At 70.9% G+C, this 15,459-nt stretch carries 22 protein-coding genes; 18 read left to right on the top strand and 4 right to left on the bottom strand.

All coding sequences use genetic code 11. From position 1 onward, the window contains the following. The first annotated feature begins 5 nt into the window (after nt 1–5). From HNR20_RS31165 to HNR20_RS31155, 3 genes are all read left to right on the top strand, one after another. The gene (locus HNR20_RS31165) at nt 6–203 is read left to right on the top strand and encodes a hypothetical protein (protein WP_184187418.1); all 198 of its coding nucleotides are present in this window, start codon (nt 6–8) and stop codon (nt 201–203) included. A 74-nt stretch (nt 204–277) separates the two neighbouring features. Beyond that, nucleotides 278–1,555, top strand: coding sequence for a hemolysin family protein (locus HNR20_RS31160; protein WP_184187415.1), 1,278 nt, complete (start codon nt 278–280; stop codon nt 1,553–1,555). 71 nt (nt 1,556–1,626) lie between these two features. Beyond that, nucleotides 1,627–1,812, top strand: coding sequence for a hypothetical protein (locus tag HNR20_RS31155; protein WP_036410487.1), 186 nt, complete (start codon nt 1,627–1,629; stop codon nt 1,810–1,812). Between the two features lie 4 nt (nt 1,813–1,816). On the opposite strand, the gene HNR20_RS31150 is transcribed toward HNR20_RS31155, so the two are convergent. Continuing rightward, nucleotides 1,817–2,467, bottom strand: a complete 651-nt coding sequence (locus HNR20_RS31150) for a hypothetical protein (protein WP_184187412.1) — start codon at nt 2,465–2,467, stop codon at nt 1,817–1,819. Between the two features lie 134 nt (nt 2,468–2,601). Here HNR20_RS31150 and HNR20_RS31145 point away from each other — a divergent pair, with 134 nt between their 5' ends. Beyond that, nucleotides 2,602–2,805, top strand: coding sequence for a hypothetical protein (locus HNR20_RS31145; RefSeq protein ID WP_184187409.1), 204 nt, complete (start codon nt 2,602–2,604; stop codon nt 2,803–2,805). On the opposite strand, the gene HNR20_RS31140 is transcribed toward HNR20_RS31145, so the two are convergent. From HNR20_RS31140 to HNR20_RS31130, 3 genes are all read right to left on the bottom strand, one after another. Beyond that, nucleotides 2,806–3,282 (bottom strand): hypothetical protein, encoded by a 477-nt coding sequence (locus HNR20_RS31140; protein ID WP_184187406.1) that lies wholly within the window; start codon nt 3,280–3,282, stop codon nt 2,806–2,808. Continuing rightward, on the bottom strand, nt 3,279–3,491 hold the full coding sequence (locus tag HNR20_RS31135) for a phosphatidylethanolamine-binding protein (protein WP_184187404.1): 213 nt from the start codon (nt 3,489–3,491) through the stop codon (nt 3,279–3,281). The genes HNR20_RS31140 and HNR20_RS31135 overlap by 4 nt, the downstream gene beginning before the upstream one ends. A gap of 71 nt (nt 3,492–3,562) precedes the next feature. Then, complete coding sequence (locus tag HNR20_RS31130) at nt 3,563–4,444, bottom strand: universal stress protein (protein ID WP_184187402.1); 882 nt, start codon at nt 4,442–4,444, stop codon at nt 3,563–3,565. Nucleotides 4,445–4,561: 117 nt separating this feature from the next. Here HNR20_RS31130 and HNR20_RS31125 point away from each other — a divergent pair, with 117 nt between their 5' ends. From HNR20_RS31125 to HNR20_RS31060, 14 genes are all read left to right on the top strand, one after another. Further along, complete coding sequence (locus HNR20_RS31125) at nt 4,562–5,308, top strand: SAM-dependent methyltransferase (protein ID WP_184187400.1); 747 nt, start codon at nt 4,562–4,564, stop codon at nt 5,306–5,308. 71 nt (nt 5,309–5,379) lie between these two features. Next, nucleotides 5,380–6,558 (top strand): PP2C family protein-serine/threonine phosphatase, encoded by a 1,179-nt coding sequence (locus HNR20_RS31120; RefSeq protein WP_184187398.1) that lies wholly within the window; start codon nt 5,380–5,382, stop codon nt 6,556–6,558. Between the two features lie 56 nt (nt 6,559–6,614). Next, a complete protein-coding gene (locus HNR20_RS31115) occupies nt 6,615–7,079 on the top strand; it encodes a MarR family winged helix-turn-helix transcriptional regulator (protein WP_184187396.1) in 465 nt (154 codons plus the stop codon). A gap of 292 nt (nt 7,080–7,371) precedes the next feature. Further along, the gene (clsA, locus tag HNR20_RS31110; RefSeq protein ID WP_184187394.1) at nt 7,372–8,004 is read left to right on the top strand and encodes a cardiolipin synthase ClsA; all 633 of its coding nucleotides are present in this window, start codon (nt 7,372–7,374) and stop codon (nt 8,002–8,004) included. Continuing rightward, entirely contained in the window at nt 8,001–8,945 is a 945-nt protein-coding gene (locus HNR20_RS31105) for a DUF881 domain-containing protein (protein ID WP_184187392.1), read from the top strand. Before clsA ends, HNR20_RS31105 begins: the two co-directional genes overlap by 4 nt. Next, nucleotides 8,942–9,274, top strand: coding sequence for a small basic family protein (locus HNR20_RS31100; RefSeq protein ID WP_030327710.1), 333 nt, complete (start codon nt 8,942–8,944; stop codon nt 9,272–9,274). The genes HNR20_RS31105 and HNR20_RS31100 overlap by 4 nt, the downstream gene beginning before the upstream one ends. Before the next feature lie 11 nt (nt 9,275–9,285). Continuing rightward, complete coding sequence (locus HNR20_RS31095) at nt 9,286–10,320, top strand: DUF881 domain-containing protein (RefSeq protein ID WP_184187389.1); 1,035 nt, start codon at nt 9,286–9,288, stop codon at nt 10,318–10,320. 60 nt (nt 10,321–10,380) lie between these two features. After that, on the top strand, nt 10,381–10,761 hold the full coding sequence (gene gcvH / locus HNR20_RS31090; RefSeq protein WP_184187386.1) for a glycine cleavage system protein GcvH: 381 nt from the start codon (nt 10,381–10,383) through the stop codon (nt 10,759–10,761). Nucleotides 10,762–10,975: 214 nt separating this feature from the next. After that, entirely contained in the window at nt 10,976–11,428 is a 453-nt protein-coding gene (odhI, locus tag HNR20_RS31085) for an oxoglutarate dehydrogenase inhibitor Odhl (RefSeq protein WP_007071101.1), read from the top strand. Between the two features lie 50 nt (nt 11,429–11,478). Continuing rightward, nucleotides 11,479–12,180: a transcriptional regulator FtsR gene (gene ftsR / locus HNR20_RS31080; protein WP_184187383.1), complete on the top strand. Its 702-nt coding sequence runs from the start codon at nt 11,479–11,481 to the stop codon at nt 12,178–12,180. Between the two features lie 185 nt (nt 12,181–12,365). After that, nucleotides 12,366–12,830, top strand: a complete 465-nt coding sequence (locus HNR20_RS31075; RefSeq protein ID WP_030492026.1) for a bifunctional nuclease family protein — start codon at nt 12,366–12,368, stop codon at nt 12,828–12,830. 184 nt (nt 12,831–13,014) lie between these two features. Continuing rightward, a complete protein-coding gene (locus HNR20_RS31070) occupies nt 13,015–13,611 on the top strand; it encodes a MerR family transcriptional regulator (RefSeq protein ID WP_184187381.1) in 597 nt (198 codons plus the stop codon). 258 nt (nt 13,612–13,869) lie between these two features. Further along, complete coding sequence (locus tag HNR20_RS31065) at nt 13,870–14,262, top strand: group I truncated hemoglobin (protein WP_184187378.1); 393 nt, start codon at nt 13,870–13,872, stop codon at nt 14,260–14,262. Between the two features lie 2 nt (nt 14,263–14,264). After that, nucleotides 14,265–15,446, top strand: a complete 1,182-nt coding sequence (locus tag HNR20_RS31060) for a globin domain-containing protein (protein ID WP_184187375.1) — start codon at nt 14,265–14,267, stop codon at nt 15,444–15,446. Nucleotides 15,447–15,459: the final 13 nt, after the last annotated feature.

Below are 15,459 nucleotides of genomic sequence, written 5' to 3'. Positions count from 1 at the left end.
ACGCCATGGACCCTTCGGCGGTCTGGCGGGACCGGCAGCACCGGTGGCGGATCGAGGCGTACCGCGCCCCCGACCTGCGCTTCGCCATCTACGCCACCAACGGCCCCACCGAGTCCGTGCCGCTGTGGCTGTTCGGCATGTCGGCGCTGGCCCGCTGGTTGATGTCCCACGCCATCTCGCTGGACGACCTGGAGGTCGACTGAGCGGGGGGCGGAAACGGACCCGGAGCCGGCCGCGCTGCGGTTGAGTGACCTGAGGCGGCGGACGGGGGTGCGCGATGGGCGGTCAGCTCGGGCAGTTGGCGCTGGTGGCCGTGCTGGTGCTGGTCAACGCCGCGCTCTCCGGCAGTGAGATGGCGCTGGTGACGTTGCGCGAGGGGCAGCTGCGGCGGCTGGGCCGACGGACCCGCGCCGGTGACCGGTTGGTGCAGCTGTCCCGCGATCCGAACCGGTACCTGGGCACGATTCAGCTCGGCATCACCCTGGCCGGGTTCCTCGCTTCGGCGGCAGCCGCGGTGTCGCTGGCCGGGCCACTGGTCGGGCCGCTGGGCTTCCTCGGCGGGTTGGCCCGTCCGGCCGCGGTGCTGGTGGTGACCGTGCTGCTGACGTTCGTCACGCTGGTGTTCGGGGAGCTGGCCCCGAAGCGGCTGGCCATGCAGCGGGCGGAGCGGTGGGCGCTGCTGAGCGCCGGCCCGCTGGACGTGCTCGCCCGAGTGTCCCGACCGGCGGTGTGGCTGCTCAGCCGGGCCACCGACGCGGTCGTCCGGTTGGCCGGCGGTGACCCGCGGGCCAACCGTGAGGAGATGACCGAGGAGGAGCTGCGGGAGATGCTGGCCAGCCAGCGCGGCCTGTCGGCCCAGCAGCGGGAGATCCTGACCGGAGCGTTCGACATCGCCGGCCGCACCCTGCGCGAGATCCTGGTGGCCCGGCGGGAGGTGACGACCCTGCCGGCCCACCTGACCGCCGACGACGGGGTGCGGCAGCTCGCCGCCGCCGGGCGGTCCCGCGCTCCCGTCACCGGTCCCGGTGGCCTCGACGAGGTGCTCGGGGTGGTGCACATCCGCGACCTGGTGCAGGCCGGCGCCGCCTCGGTGGGCGAGCGGGTCCGGCCGCCGTTGCTGCTGCCGGTCACCCTGCCGGTCGCCGACGCGTTGCGTCAGCTCCGTCAGGAGCATCAGCAACTGGCCCTGGTGGTCGACGAGCACGGCGGCATCGACGGCATGGTCACGATGGAGGACCTGCTGGCCGAGGTGGTCGGCGAGTTGTACGACGAGACCGACCGCGACGTGCGCGGGGTGATCCGGGAGTCGGACGGGTCCCTGCTGGTGCCCGGTGACTTCCCGCTGCACGACCTGCCCGACCTGGGGGTGCGGCTGAGTTTCCCGTTGTCACGGGACTACACCACCGTGGCGGGGCTGGTGCTGGCCCGGCTGCGGCACCTGCCGGATGAGCCGGGGGAGACGGTGCGCCTGCCCGGGTTGACCCTGGAGGTGGTGGAGGTCGGTGACCGGGCGGTGCGTCGGGTACGGCTGCGCGGGTTCACGGCCGACCGCTGACCACCCCCAGAAGGGGGACAACAAGCCCAAATGCCCGCCGGGGTGGGGGCGGCACGCTTACGGTGCGAGACGTGAAGGACCGAGGTTTGCGTACGTTCGTCACGGTGCTGGCCGGCCTCGCGGTGATCTACTTCGGCAGCGCCGGCCGCAGCCCCGAGGAGGGCCGTGGCATCTCCGGCGGGGTGGTCGTCCTGGCGTTGCTCGCCGCGTTGCTGGTGTGGCACCTGACCCGGCCCGGGGACAAGACGGTCAAGTAGGGCCTCAGCGGGCGGCCACGCGGGTGACCTCGCCGGCGGACTCCTCGCCGAGCGCCACGCGAACCAGCGCCGAGGCGAGCCGGCCGAAGTCCGGTTCCTTGACGAGGCCGGCCAACCGGTCCGGAGAGCCCGGCAGACCCAGCCGCTTCGCCCCGGCCAGCGCCCGACGGTCGGCGTACGGGCGCAGGTCCGACCAGACCGCCTGAGCCTCGCGCAGGTAGATGTCCGCGCCGGTGGGGCCGATGCCGGGAAACTCGGTGAGCCGCCGACGCAGCCCGGCGGGGTCGCCCTGCGCCTCCCGGTGCAGCCGTCGCAGGTCACCGTGCCAGCGGTCCAGGCACAGTCGGGCGCCGGTGCCGAGCATGGTGGCGGTCCGCTCGTCGTAGCGGCGGTAATGGGCCCGGCCCAGCGCGTCGACGCGTTCCTGCCAACTGGCCGCCTCCATCGCCTGTGGCGTGCGGTAGCCCGCGGCGAACAACTCCCGCGCGGCGTCCACCGCCAGGCACGCCCGGATCCGGGTGCTCAGCAGGGTGGCCAGCACCAACAACTGGTAGAGCGGCCCGGGGCGGTCGGAGAGCCGGATGCCGGCCTCCTCCGCGTACGTGCGGCCACGCCGGTCCAGCAGGACTCGCACCACCGTTCGATCGTTGCCCACACCGACGGGGTACCCGATCCGTGCTCCACTAGCCGTCCGGCCGGCGCCCGGGGCCGGAATGCCGCCGGAGCGGGCGGGTATGCCGGGGTGTGCAGGCGGTCGATGCCGCCTGCCGTACCGGAGGGAGACACCCCGTGACGAACCCGCAGCAGCAGGAACTTCGCCGCAACGCACTGGGCGCGACCAGCCAGGACAACAAGGGCCCCGCCCCGGGCGGGCACCCGGCCAACCGTGGCACGTCGGGCGGCGATGCCGGTCGACCGGTACCCAAGGGGCAGGTGTCGCCGTACGGCCCGGCCGGTGAGCCGGTGGCCGACGACGACAGCGACACCCGCTAACTAGCGACTGCGACCTGACGGCCGCCGCAACCTGTTCCAGGTGGCGGCGGCCGTCAGCCCGTACGCCAGGTGCGGGATGATGTCGGAGATCCAGTCGGATCGCCGCCACGTACGCGGGTCACTGATCCCGAGCACGGTGATCGACCCGTCGGTCATGGTCATGACGCCGGCGCCGAGCAGGCCGGTGGCCATCGGCAACGGCTGGCGTCGACCACCCGCGTAGAGCGCGAACGCGACGCCCGCGGCGATGCCCAGCCCGTAGCCGATCAGGGGCCCGAGGCCCGAGCGGCGGTTCGCCGCCTGGTCCCCGGACCCCAGGTCCACGTGCGCGATCCCGGCCAACCGGTCGACGGTCTCCTGCGGGACGTTGCTCTCCGGCCGTCCCCGCAGCGCGATGTCGAGGTAGCTGACCACGTTCAGCGCGGTGCTGCCGACGGCGCCCGCGATGGCGCCGTCGGCCACGTCGACCCTCCTCACTTCGGGTCGCCTGGTTCGCGCTCGCTCTTCGGGCCGTACGTGCGGTCGCCGCGCACCACGCCCCGCTGCCCGCGATCCTCCTGGAGGATCTTGTTGGCGACCTGGTTGGCCTTGCCGTCGGGCACCCGGCGTCCGGAGTCGTCGATCGCGTTACGCAACCGCGCCCGCTGCTTGTCGTAGGCGTTACTGCCCGGCCGTGGTCCTGCCATCTGGAGCCTCCTTCGTCGCCATGGGCGTACCGCGGCCGTCTACCCGTCTGGTGGCGCGCCAACCTCGGGACCTAGCGGGGCGCGTGGACGACGGCGACGGGGCACTGCGCGTGGTGCAGCATCGACTGGCTCACCGACCCCAGCAGCAACCCGGTCACCTCGCCGCGCCCCTGCCCACCCACCACCGCCAGTTGGGCGGAGCGGGACGCCTCGGCGAGCACCGCACCGGTCCGGCCGTGCACCGCCCGGCAGGTCAGCCGCAGCTCCGGGTGGTGCTCGGTCAGCCCGCTCACCCACTCGGCGAGCATCCGCTCCTGCTCACCGTGCAGCTTCGCCTCGTCGTACACCAGGGGTTGCATGTCGCCCGGGCCGCTACTGCCCGGGTGCCGGTAGGCGTGCACCGCCACCAGCGGCACGCCGCGCGACACGGCGGTCTCGGCGGCGAAGTCGGCCGCCAGCTGGGAGGCCGGCGAACCGTCCACCGCGACCAGCACCGGCTCGTCGGGTCGTTGCGCGCCGCGGGCCACCAGCACCGGGCAGTCGGCGTACGCGGCGACCTGCACCGCGACCGAGCCGACGATCAGCGCGGAGAAGCCACCCAACCCGCGGTCGCCGAGCACGATGAGCGCGGCGGTGGGGGATTCGCCCACCAGCACCGCGGCGGCCTCACCGTCGATGATCTCACCGGAGATCGACAGTCCCGGTACGGTCGCCTCGGCCTCGGCCACCGCGGCCTGGACCAGTTCCTCGGCCCGGTGGCGCAGCCCACCGCCGGGCGGCGCGCCCGGGGCGGGGGAGACCGGCACGTGCAGCAGCGGCCAGATGAACCCGTGTACGACCCGTAGTGGCCGATGCCGGCGCGCCGCCTCCGTGGCGGCGAGGCGTACGGCGCGCAGCGCCGGTTCCGAGCCGTCCACGCCCACCACGACCGCCGCGCTGTTCGCCGAGTTCACCGCCCACCTCCCGCCCGGGGCCAGTATCGCGGGCGCGATCGCCTCCGCGCCGCGATACCGCCGAGTGCGTCGGGGTCGGTACGCTGGCGACGACCGGTCGGGGAGGGAGCACTGTCGATGGGTGAACCGGAACAGCCGAGCACCGCACGTATGATCGACTTTTGGCTCGGCGGGGCGCACCACTTCCCGGTCGACGTGGCCGCCGCGAGCGCGTTCGAGCAGGCGTACGGTCCGTGCGCGCCGGTGTTCCGGGAGTTGCGGGCGTTCCTGGGCCGGACGGTGCGGGCCATGGCCGGGCAGGGCGTGGACGGTTTCCTGGTGTTCGGCGCCGGGGTGCCCACGATGGGCAACGTGCACGAGGTCGCCACCGACGCGACCGTGCTCTACACCGACGTCGACCCGGTGACCATCCGGCTCGGTCAGGGCATCCTCGCCGGCAGCGACCGGGCCGGCTACGGCTTCGGTGACGCGACCGACATCGGCACGATCGACCCGGCGCAGCTGCACCGGTTCGTCCCTGGTTGGGGCCGCAGACCGGTCGGGGTGGTCTTTCTCGGGCTCGCCGCGTTCCTCGACGACGCTACGCTGACCCGCACGCTCGACGAGTTGTACGCCGGCGCGGCGCCGGGCAGCCTGCTCGCGGTGGATTTCGACACCGAGGAGTTGGCGGGTCATCCGCAGGCGCTGGCGATGATGGGGCCGCAGTTCCGGATGCGTCCACCGGCGGCGTTCGCGCCGCTGCTGGGTCGGTGGGCGCCGACGGGGGACGGGATCGTCCCGGTTGCCGAGTGGCGGCCGGAGGGCCCGCCGGCGCAGGTGCCCGACGCGTTCCACGGTGTGCTCGCGACCCGCGGCGGCGACTGACCGCCCGGATTCGCCGTCTGGGGTCGTCCGTATGATGCTTGCCCTGTAGCAAGCTTCTGGAGAGGACGACCATGGTGGACCCGCCGGACGTGGTGTCGCGCGCGTTGCGCGAGGCCCCGCCCGACCAGTTGGCGGAGGCTGCGGACCGGGCGATCCGGTCGACGCTGGGCGCGCTGCGCACCGACGTCTTCGTCGCCGACTACCGGATCAGCGGGCTCTGGCCGGTGCTGGATCCGGACCTGCCGGCGGCCGGGTTCCTGGCCTGCCACACCGTGGCCCAACGGTGCTTCAGCAGCCAGCAACCGGTGCGCGACAGCGCCGGGGACGGCTCCTGCCGGCTCTACCTGCCGTTGACGGTGTGGGGGGAGCGGCTGGGTGTGCTGATGATCGAGCTTCCGGCCGTCCCGGGTCCGGCTGTCACCGGCCAAGCGGCCGACATCGCCGGTGCTCTGGCGGTGGCGATGCGTGCGGCGGACCGGGAGACCGACCGTTACCGGCGGGCCCGACGCCGTGAGCGACTGACGATGGCCGCCGAGATGCAGTGGGATCTGCTGCCCGGGCGCAGCGTGGCGCACCACGCGTTCCACCTGGCTGGGCAGCTCGAGCCGGCGTACACCGTGGGTGGGGACCACTTCGACTGGTCTCTGGACGGCGACCGGCTCACCGTGACCGTGCTCAACGGCGAGGGCAGTGGCCTGGCCGCGTCGATGCTGACGGCCGTCACGGTGAACGCGATGCGCAACGCGCGGCGCTCGGGTGGCGGCCTGGTGGAGCAGGCCGAGCTTGCCTCGGACACGGTCTTCTACCAGCACCGGGGCCACCGGTACGTGGCCACCCTGCTGCTCGAAGTGGACACTCGCACCGGCCGGGTGCGGGCGGTCGACGCGGGCTCCCCGCACCTGTTGCGGATGCGCGGGGCCGTGGTGGAGCCGATAAAGCTGGATCAGCAGTTGCCGCTGGGCATGTTCGCGGAGACCCGCTACGAGCTACAGGAGTTGCAACTCACGCCGGGCGACCGCCTCTTCGTGGTCAGCGACGGGGTGTGGGCCGCCGAGCCACCGGGCCAGGAACCGTACGGGCAACGGGTGATGGCCCGCTCCCTGCGCGCCACACGGTTGCAGCCGGCGGCTGAGGCGGTTGGTACGGTGATGCGCGAACTGCACGCCTACCACGCGGACTCCGATCTGCGCGACGACGCCGTCGTGGTCTGTCTGGACTGGCACGGTCCGCGTGAGCGGGGCAGTGAGTGAGGGTCGCCGCCGCTCCGTCGGGCGGGCACCAGCGCGACGACGGCAGGGGACATCAGGTGGAGCGACCTGCGGATCTCGCCGCCGCGATCGACGCGGCCGCCGGGACGCTGATCGCCGTGCTCGACTCGGCCGCGGCGCGGCACCAGGTGCCGCCCACGCAGTTGCGGGTGCTGACCCTGATCAGCAGCCGACCGGAGACCAATGTCAACGGCCTGGCGGAGCTGCTGAATGTGGTGCCGTCGTCGGCGAGCCGCCTCTGCGACCGGCTGGAGGCGACCGGCCTGCTGCGCCGGGTGCCCGATCCACGCGACCGGCGTGAGGTGCGGTTGGTGGCGACCGCCGCGGCGCTGACCCTGCTGCGGCAGTTGGCCGAACAGCGGCAGCGGGCGGTGCAGTCGGTGCTGGATCGGATGCCGGCGAGGATGCAACACGATCTGTTGCTGGCGTTGGTCGCGTTCGGTCGGGCGGCGACCCAGTCGGTGCCCGAGCAGCAGACCGACCCGGCGGTGCAGACGGCCTGAGCCCGGCCACCCCGTTCTCCAGTATCCTAGGATGCTCTACGCGTGGTGATCCACGCCACAGTGCGGCAAAGCCGCACCGAACCGCCCACGGCGGCGCCCAGGGAGCCGAGGGAAGCCCGATATAGTGACAACGCACTTACCCGGCCCGTGATCATCGAGATCACGGGCCGCGTCAGGGAAGAGGCCCCGCCCGGGGCCGCAGGGGAGCCGGCGCTGGCCGGCCCGACAGCGCGTACGACCCTCCGCCACGCCCAACGTCGGCCGGGGGCCCGCGTGCCGTGGAGGAGGATCGGTGTCGCGTCGGCCGGCTCGGGCAGAGCAACCGCGGGACACCGGTGACGAGGCCCCCGGCAACCAGGTGCTCACCCTGCCCAACCTGATCAGCTTCGTGCGGCTGCTGGGCGTGCCGCTCTTTCTCTACCTGTTCCTGGTCGAGCGAGCCGACGTCGCGGCGATCGTCATCCTCGCCATCGGCGGCACCACCGACTGGGTCGACGGTTGGATCGCCCGCCGCCTGCACCAGGTGAGTCGCCTCGGGGAGCTGCTCGACCCGTTCGCCGACCGGCTCTACATCCTCGCCACCCTGATCGCCTTCACCGCGCGGGAGGTGGTGCCGTGGCAGTTCACCGCGGCGCTGCTGGCCCGCGAACTGCTGCTGCTCGGCTCGCTGGCGGTGCTGCGCCGCTTCGGCTACGGGCCGCCGCCGGTGCACTACGTGGGCAAGACCGCCACGTTCCTGCTGCTCGCGGCGTTCCCGGTGCTGCTGCTGGCCACCGAGTGGAGCGCGGCGGCGACGGCGACGGCCGCGATCGGTTGGGCGTTGGCCTGGTGGGGGCTGGTGCTCTACTGGGTGGCCGGCGGGATGTACGTGGTGCAGGCGGCTCGGCTGGTGCGCGCGGCGCGCGGGCGGGGAGCGGCGGCGTGAGCGCGCCCCGGCCCGGGAAACCCCGCCAGGACCGGGTGTACGCGCCCGATTTCCTCACCGAACTGTTTCGCAACCCGCTGGACCCGGGGTATGCGGACGCGGCGGCTGCCCGCCGTCGTTCGGCGTCCACCGAGCCGGCCCGGGGGTGGCGTGCCTGGCCGACCCGTTCGGTCAGCCTGGTCGTGGTGGTGATGCTCGGGTTCCTGTTCGCGGTCGCGTACCGACAGACGATGGAGGACGAGCCGGGGCGCAGCCAGGCCCGCTCCGGTCTGGTGGCGCAGATCAAGGAGCGGGAGAGCCAGACCGACCGGTTGTCCACGCGGGCGGACCAGCTGCGTGACGAGGTCAGTCGGCAGCGGGATGCGGCGTTGAGTGGGTCGGCCGCCGCCCGGCTGCGGGACCTGGAGGCGAGCACGGGGCTGGGTCGGGTGCGCGGCGATGGTGTGGTGGTGCGGTTGGCGGACGCACCGGACAACGCGGACGCGGTGACCGGTGCCGGCGCTGGGCCGTCGCGGGTGCTCTACAGCGACCTGCAGGGGGTGGCGAACGCGTTGTGGAGTGCCGGCGCGGAGGCGATCGCCATCAACGGGCAGCGGTTGACGGCGACGTCGACGATCCGGTCGGCGGGTGAGGCGATGCTTGTGGATTTCCGGCCGGTGACCGGGCCGTACGAGGTGTCGGCGATCGGTCCGGGTTCGTTGCGGCGCAAGTTCGAGGACAGCCGTAACGCGGCGCTGATGCGGGAGGTCGCGCAGAAGACCGGGTTGTCGTTCGGTGTGCGGGAGTCGGATGACCTCACCCTGCCGGCGGCTCCGGAGCCGCAGCTACGCTACGCGAAGCCGTCGGTCAGTCCGAGCCCTTCCGCGTCGGGTGTCCGGTCCGGCAGTCCCGGGTCGTCCGGCCCGAAGACGACCACTAGCCCCTCCGGAGGTGGCCGATGATCGCGGTGCTGGCGTTGCTCGCCGGTGTGGTGCTCGGTGTGTGGCTTGATCCCACGGTGCCGGCGGCGTTGCAGCCGTACCTGCCGATCGCGGTGGTGGCCGCGTTGGACGCGGTGTTCGGTGGTGTGCGGGCCAGGTTGGACCGCATCTTCGACGACAAGCAGTTCGTGGTGTCGTTCATCTCGAACGTGCTGGTTGCTGGTCTGATCGTCTATCTGGGTGACCAGTTGGGGGTGGGCGGGCAGTTGTCCACCGGTGTGGTCGTCGTGCTGGGGGTTCGCATCTTCGGCAACGTGGCGGCGATCCGTCGGCACCTGTTCCGGGCGTAGGTTTGACAGCGATGAGTGACGAGCAGACCGACACGGGGACCGGGTGGCCGCAGCCGGCGGGTCCGGCGCGGCCGGGTGGGCCGGCGGGTGAGCCGGATCCGCGGCCGGATGCGCCGGATCCGGACGAGTTGAGCCCGTTGGCCCCGCAGGAGCCGGTGGAGCCGCAGGAGCCGGATGAGGATCCCGCGGTGGAGCCGGGTGTGGAGCCGGTCGATGACGGTGCGACGGTGGACCTGAGCGCGGTGTCGCGGTCGGGGGAGCCGGTGGCGGGTTCCGACGGGTTGGCGGAGCCGGCCGGGGAGTCGGAGGCGGTTGCCGGGGCGTCGGCGGCGCCGGTTGCGGCGGGTCGGTCGCGGTGGAGTACTGCCGGGGCGATGATCGTGGTGTTGTTGGCGTTGTTGGGCTTCACCCTGGTGGTGCAGTTGAAGACGACGTCGACGGATCCGACGTTGGGTGCGACGCGCCAGGAGGACCTGGTCCGGATCCTGTCGGATCTGGATGCGCGGGAGAGTCGTCTGCAGCAGGACATTCGTGCTCTGGAGGACAGTCAGCGGCAGTTGCGCTCGGGTGAGCAGGGCCGTCAGGCGGCGTTGGACGAGGCGACGCGGCGGGCGGACGAGCTGGGCATCCTGGCGGGTACGTTGCCGGCGGTCGGGCCTGGGTTGACGGTGCAGTTCGATGCCGGCCTCAAGCCGATCACGGCGAACCGGGTGCTGGACGCGGTGCAGGAGTTGCGGGGTGCCGGCGCGGAGGCGATGCAGATCTCCGGTGGTGACCGGGCGACGGTGCGGGTCATCGCATCGACGTACTTCCTCGATGGGGACAACGGGTCGTTGGTGGTCGAGGGGCGTCGGTTGACGGGGCCGTACACGATCACGGTGATCGGTGATCCGGCGACGATGCGTACGGCGTTGAACATTCCTGGTGGGGTGGTGGCGTCGGTCCGGGGCGGCGGCGGTAACGTGACGTTTGGGGAGCGTGAGGTTGCCGAGGTTTCGGCGCTGCACGCTCCGATCAGGTTGGAACACGCCCGTCCGGTCTCCTGACCGGCGCGGCCGCGCCGGGCCCGGGTGGTCCGGGGCACCGATGGATGAAGGACGCGTCTGGTGATTCCTGAGGATCTGCGATACACCGCCGAGCACGAGTGGGTGGCGGGTGACGGCACGGGTTCGATCCGGGTCGGCATCACGCACTTCGCGCAGGACGCGCTGGGTGACATCGTGTACGTGCAGTTGCCCGAGGCGGGTGCGGTGGTCGCGGCCGGTGATTCGCTGGGTGAGATCGAGTCGACCAAGAGTGTGTCGGAGATCTACGCGCCGGTGGCCGGTACGGTTTCGGCGCGCAACGAGGCGTTGGGTGACACGCCTGAGCTGATCAACACTGATCCGTACGGTGAGGGTTGGTTGGTGGAGATCACGCCGAATGATCCGACGGCGACGGACGGGTTGCTGACGGCGGGCGCTTATCAGAAGATCACCGAAGGCTGAGTGTGCTTGTTCCGGTGCGTGGGCTGTCTGCGCGCGTCCGGTTGCCCTGCATTTCGGCGCTGGCTAGGCTCGCCCAGTCGACCGAGAACCCAATAGTTGAGCGTTGTGGAATTGCCTTCCCGGGCACGGGGAGCCAGCCGCCGGGTGTTCGAGTGCCCGGCGGCCAGACCCGCCATTACCCGACGCCGACCGAACAGATCCGTGAGGTGGTCCCATGACGCGGCCAGACGACGAGTTCCCCCCGCTCGACGTCACTTCGACGCTCAATCTCGGTTCGCTCGACGAAGTGCTGGAGGGGCCGGACACCGATGTGGTGCCGAGCCGGATGTCCGGTTCGTTGCCGCCGGGTATGGCGCTGCTGGTGGTTCGTCGAGGCCCGAATGCGGGTGCCCGGTTCCTGTTGGACCACGATGTGACGACCAGTGGCCGGCACCCGGACAGTGACATCTTCCTCGATGACGTGACGGTGTCGCGTCGGCACGCGGAGTTCCACCGTGACGGTGGCACGTTCACGGTGCGCGATGTGGGCAGCCTGAATGGCACGTACGTGAATCGTGAGCGGGTCGAGGCGGCCACGTTGAGCAATGGTGACGAGGTTCAGATCGGTAAGTTCCGGGTGGTGTTCATCGCCGGTCCGCGCCCGGAGGAGGAGGCCGGCCGGGGGTGAACGAGCCTGCGGCCTCCACGTCACCCGGGGCGGCTCGGTCTCAGCCGCTGATGAGCATCGGTGAGGTGCTTGGGCAGTTGCGGGTGGATTTTCCGGACACCACGATTTCGAAGCTGCGGTTTCTTGAGGCCGAGGGTTTGGTCGAGCCGCAGCGGACGGCGGCGGGTTACCGGAAGTACAGCTGGGACGATGTGGCGCGGTTGCGGTTCGTGTTGACCGCGCAGCGGGACAAGTACCTGCCGTTGCGGGTGATCCGTGAGCAGTTGGCGGAGTGGGACTCGTCCGGTGAGCAGCCGGGGCGGTCGCGGCCTGCGTTGGTGGCGGTTGGTCCTGATGGTGCGGTGCCGGGTCGTGAGCCGGTGGAGCCGGCCGAGTCGTCGCAGGTGCGGCTCGGCCGGGTGGATCTGGTGGCGCGTAGTGGGATCGACGAGTCGACGCTGGTGGAGTTGGAGCGGCTCGGTGTGCTGGTGTCGGATCCGCCGGGGTGGTATGACGCGGACGCGTTGATCATCGCGTCGGCGGTGGCGGGTTTGGCGTCGTACGGGTTGGAGCCGCGGCACCTGCGGGGTTTTCGGACGGCGGCGGACCGTGAGGTCGGTTTGTTCGCGCAGTTGGTGGCGCCGTTGGCGCGGCAGAGTGATCCGGCGGCGCGGGCGCGGGCGGCGGAGACGGCGCGTGAGTTGGTGGCGTTGTCGGAGCAGTTGCACGCGGCGTTGGTGCGGGTGGGTTTGCGTTCGACGTTGGGTCGGTGAGGGTGCCCGGCGGGTGGCGGCTGAGCGGAAAGATCTCTTCCGGGAAGCGTGCCGTAGGCTTGCCGGGGTAACCCCTTTCCGGCGCGGACGTGGTGCTGTAGCGCATGGGACGGCCGTGTCGCGGTCCGTGTACCGTGCAGGGAAGGGCGCGGTGCGGCGTAGGTGACAACGACACGGAGGCGGCGGTGCGCGAGCTGAGCGTGGTCGGAGTTCGGGTGGAGCTGCCCAGCAACCAACCGATCGTCCTGCTCAGGGAGGTCGAGGGGGACCGCTATCTGCCGATCTGGATCGGCGCGGTCGAGGCCACGGCTATCGCTTATGAGCAGCAGGGGGTCAAGCCGGCCCGGCCGTTGACGCATGATCTTCTGCGGGACGTGTTGGCGGCGTTGAAGGCGCCCTTGCAGGCGGTGGAGATCACCGAGCTCAAGGAGAACGTGTTCTACGCGGATCTGTTGATCGGCGATGGGGTGCGGGTGTCGGCGCGGCCGAGCGATTCGATCGCGTTGGCGTTGCGTGTCGGTGCGCCGATTCGTTGTGCGGAGCAGGTCCTCAGCGAGGCGGGGATCGTCATCCCTGACGAGCAGGAGGACGAGGTGGAGAAGTTCCGTGAGTTCCTGGACCAGGTGCGTCCGGAGGATTTCGCGGGCTGAGGCTCCGTTCCCGGCTGTCACTGTGGGTGATTCCGGTGCGGCTGGTGATCTTTCTCGGTGGCTGCGCGGCGTGTCGCGTCGGTTCCTCCGTGGTAACCCCTGACGGTGGCTATAGGGTTTTCCATGTCGAGGGGTGCGCGTCCCGGAAACGACGCGTCGCCACACTGACGGGGAGGTTGTCCGGATGCACGAGCCGCAGGATCCCGATCCGGGTGGAGAGTTGGACGAGCCGGGTGCCTCGTCGCCAGGAGTGGCGACTGAGGGTGACGGTTCGGTCGGCTACCGGGGTGTGACGGCCTGCCACGCGGTGGGCATCAGTTATCGGCAGTTGGATTACTGGGCGCGGACGACGCTGGTGGTGCCGAGCGTGCGGGACGCCTCTGGTTCGGGGACGCAGCGGTTGTATTCGTTCCGGGACCTGGTGGTGTTGAAGGTCGTGAAGCGGTTGTTGGACGCGGGGGTGTCCCTGCAGAACATCCGTAAGGCGATTGAGGCGCTGCGGTCGCGTGGTGTGGAGGACCTGGCCGGGATCACGCTGATCTCCGATGGGACGACGGTGTACGAGTGTCGGTCCCCGGAGGAGGTGGTCGACCTGTTGCAGGGTGGCCAGGGCGTCTTCGGGATCGCGATCGGCGGGGCTTTCAAGGAGATCCAGGGGTCGTTGTCGCATCTGCCGGCGGAGCCGGCGACGAGCGGCCCGGTGGAGCCGGCGGTGGCGTCGGAGTCGGATCCGGTGGGCGACGAGTTGGCGGCGCGGCGGGCGCGGCGTCGGGCCGGCTGAGCGGTCGCGTTCCCGGTTTTTTCCGGTTGGTTTTCTCGCGACCGTCGGTGACGGTGGCAGGGGTCGTCTGGTCGGTGTTGTCCACTGTGGATACGGTGGGTGTTGCTGCGGTGGCCGGTTGTGGAAGTTCCAGTCAGTAGTGGTGACGTAGCGTGTCGTCCGCTTGTCGGGAATCCGATACGGGGGCGCTGACCGGAGGCGGTTGACACGCTATGGTCCCTCACGGTTCTGGACCCTTCATCCCCGGGAGGAACGACCGTGACGGTTACGGAAGAAACCGCTTCGCACTACGACCGCATTGGCGGAGCCAGTTCGGTCAAGGCGGCTGTTGAGCTGTTCTACGACAGGGTGTTGGCGGACCCGGAGTTGGCGGGTTACTTCACCAGTGTGGACATGGTGGGTCAGCGGCGGCACCTGGCGTTGATGTTGACCGTGGTGCTGGGTGGGCCGAACGAGTACACCGGTCGCGGGTTGGCCGAGGCGCACCAGCCGTTGAACATCCCGGTGGAGCACTACGCGAAGGTGGGCGAGCACCTGACGGCGACGCTGACCGAGCTGGGTGTGCCGGCCGACATCCTCGCCGACGTGCAGACCGTGCTGGGGCAGGTGCAGGACCAGGTGGTGGCCTCCGGGAACCGGTCGGGCGTCTGAGCGTGGACGCGGCCCGACTCAAGCAGAGCTGGTCGATGGTCGCCGGGCACGGCGACCAGGTGCCGCTCTATTTCTACTCGACGTTGTTCCTCGCTCATCCTGAGACGCGGCAGATGTTCCCGACGAACATGGCCGGGCAGCGGGACCGCCTCGTGACCGCGTTGGGGCACATCGTGTCCAACGTGGACCAGTTGGATCAGCTGGTGGGTTTCCTGCAGGATCTCGGCGCGGACCACCGCAAGTTCGCGGTACGCGCGGAGCACTACCCGGCGGTCGGTGAGGCGCTGTTGGCGACGTTGCAGCACTTCCTCGGGGAGCAGTGGACCGACGAGTTGGCTCAGGAGTGGACAGCCGCGTACGGGTTGATCGCGCAGGTGATGACGGAGGCGGCGCAGGCCGCCGAGGCGGTGAACCCGCCGTGGTGGGTTTCCGAGATCGTGGCGCACGAGCGGCGGGCGTTCGACGTGGCGGTGTTGACGGTGCGTCCGCAGTACCTGTTGCCGTTCACCCCGGGTCAGTCGGTCGGGGTGTCGCATCCGTCGGTGCGTTCGTGGCGGTACTACTCGCCGGCGAACGCGCCGCGCGCGGACGGCACCCTGGAGTTGCATGTGCGGGCCGCGCCGGGTGGCGCGGTGTCGTCGCGGCTGGTGTACGGGTCGGCGGTGGGGGATCGGATCCACCTGGCGGCGCCGGTCGGAGAGCGGCTGGGGTTGTGGTCGGCGGGTTCCAGCGATCTGTTGTTGCTGGTCGCGGGGACCGGCTGGGCGCCGGTGAAGGCGTTGGTGGAGCAGGTCGCCGCGGAGGGTTCCCGCCGGCGGGTGGACCTGTACGTGGGGGCGCGCTCCCGCAGTGAGCTCTACGACAGCGACGCGATCGACAAGATGGCGTCGTCGTATCCCTGGTTGACGGTGACCTACGTGGTGGGTGCCGATGTGAACCGGCCGGGGGAGTTCGTGCAAGCGGTGGACCGGGCGTTGGCCGACGGTGACTGGCGTTCCCGGCATGTGTTCGTGTGCGGGTCGGACCAGATGGTTTCGCACGCGGTGCAGACGTTGGGTCAGGCGGGTTTCCACCCGGGTCAGGTGCACCACGAAGGCCTGGGTGATCAGTGGTACGGCCCGGCCTGGCGTACGGCGGTGCAGCAGGCGCCAGTCGGTGACACTTCGGGAGGTGGGCACAGGTGAGCGCGAGGAGTGA

The sequence above is a fragment of the Micromonospora parathelypteridis genome (genome assembly GCF_014201145.1).
In the GTDB taxonomy this organism is placed as follows: Bacteria; Actinomycetota; Actinomycetes; order Mycobacteriales; family Micromonosporaceae; genus Micromonospora; species Micromonospora parathelypteridis.
Note: the sequence above shows the minus strand (reverse complement) of the source record. Positions and strands in the feature narration are given on the sequence as shown.

What these genes read in the sequence shown, in the direction of transcription:
- HNR20_RS31165 (WP_184187418.1), top strand. Translation starts at nt 6, where the DNA reads ATGGACCCTTCGGCGGTCTGGCGGGACCGGCAGCACCGGTGGCGGATC.
- HNR20_RS31160 (WP_184187415.1), top strand. Translation starts at nt 278, where the DNA reads ATGGGCGGTCAGCTCGGGCAGTTGGCGCTGGTGGCCGTGCTGGTGCTG.
- HNR20_RS31135 (WP_184187404.1), bottom strand. Translation starts at nt 3,491, where the DNA reads ATGGCAGGACCACGGCCGGGCAGTAACGCCTACGACAAGCAGCGGGCG.
- HNR20_RS31125 (WP_184187400.1), top strand. Translation starts at nt 4,562, where the DNA reads ATGGGTGAACCGGAACAGCCGAGCACCGCACGTATGATCGACTTTTGG.
- HNR20_RS31120 (WP_184187398.1), top strand. Translation starts at nt 5,380, where the DNA reads ATGGTGGACCCGCCGGACGTGGTGTCGCGCGCGTTGCGCGAGGCCCCG.
- HNR20_RS31100 (WP_030327710.1), top strand. Translation starts at nt 8,942, where the DNA reads ATGATCGCGGTGCTGGCGTTGCTCGCCGGTGTGGTGCTCGGTGTGTGG.
- HNR20_RS31095 (WP_184187389.1), top strand. Translation starts at nt 9,286, where the DNA reads ATGAGTGACGAGCAGACCGACACGGGGACCGGGTGGCCGCAGCCGGCG.
- odhI (WP_007071101.1), top strand. Translation starts at nt 10,976, where the DNA reads ATGACGCGGCCAGACGACGAGTTCCCCCCGCTCGACGTCACTTCGACG.
- ftsR (WP_184187383.1), top strand. Translation starts at nt 11,479, where the DNA reads ATGAGCATCGGTGAGGTGCTTGGGCAGTTGCGGGTGGATTTTCCGGAC.
- HNR20_RS31070 (WP_184187381.1), top strand. Translation starts at nt 13,015, where the DNA reads ATGCACGAGCCGCAGGATCCCGATCCGGGTGGAGAGTTGGACGAGCCG.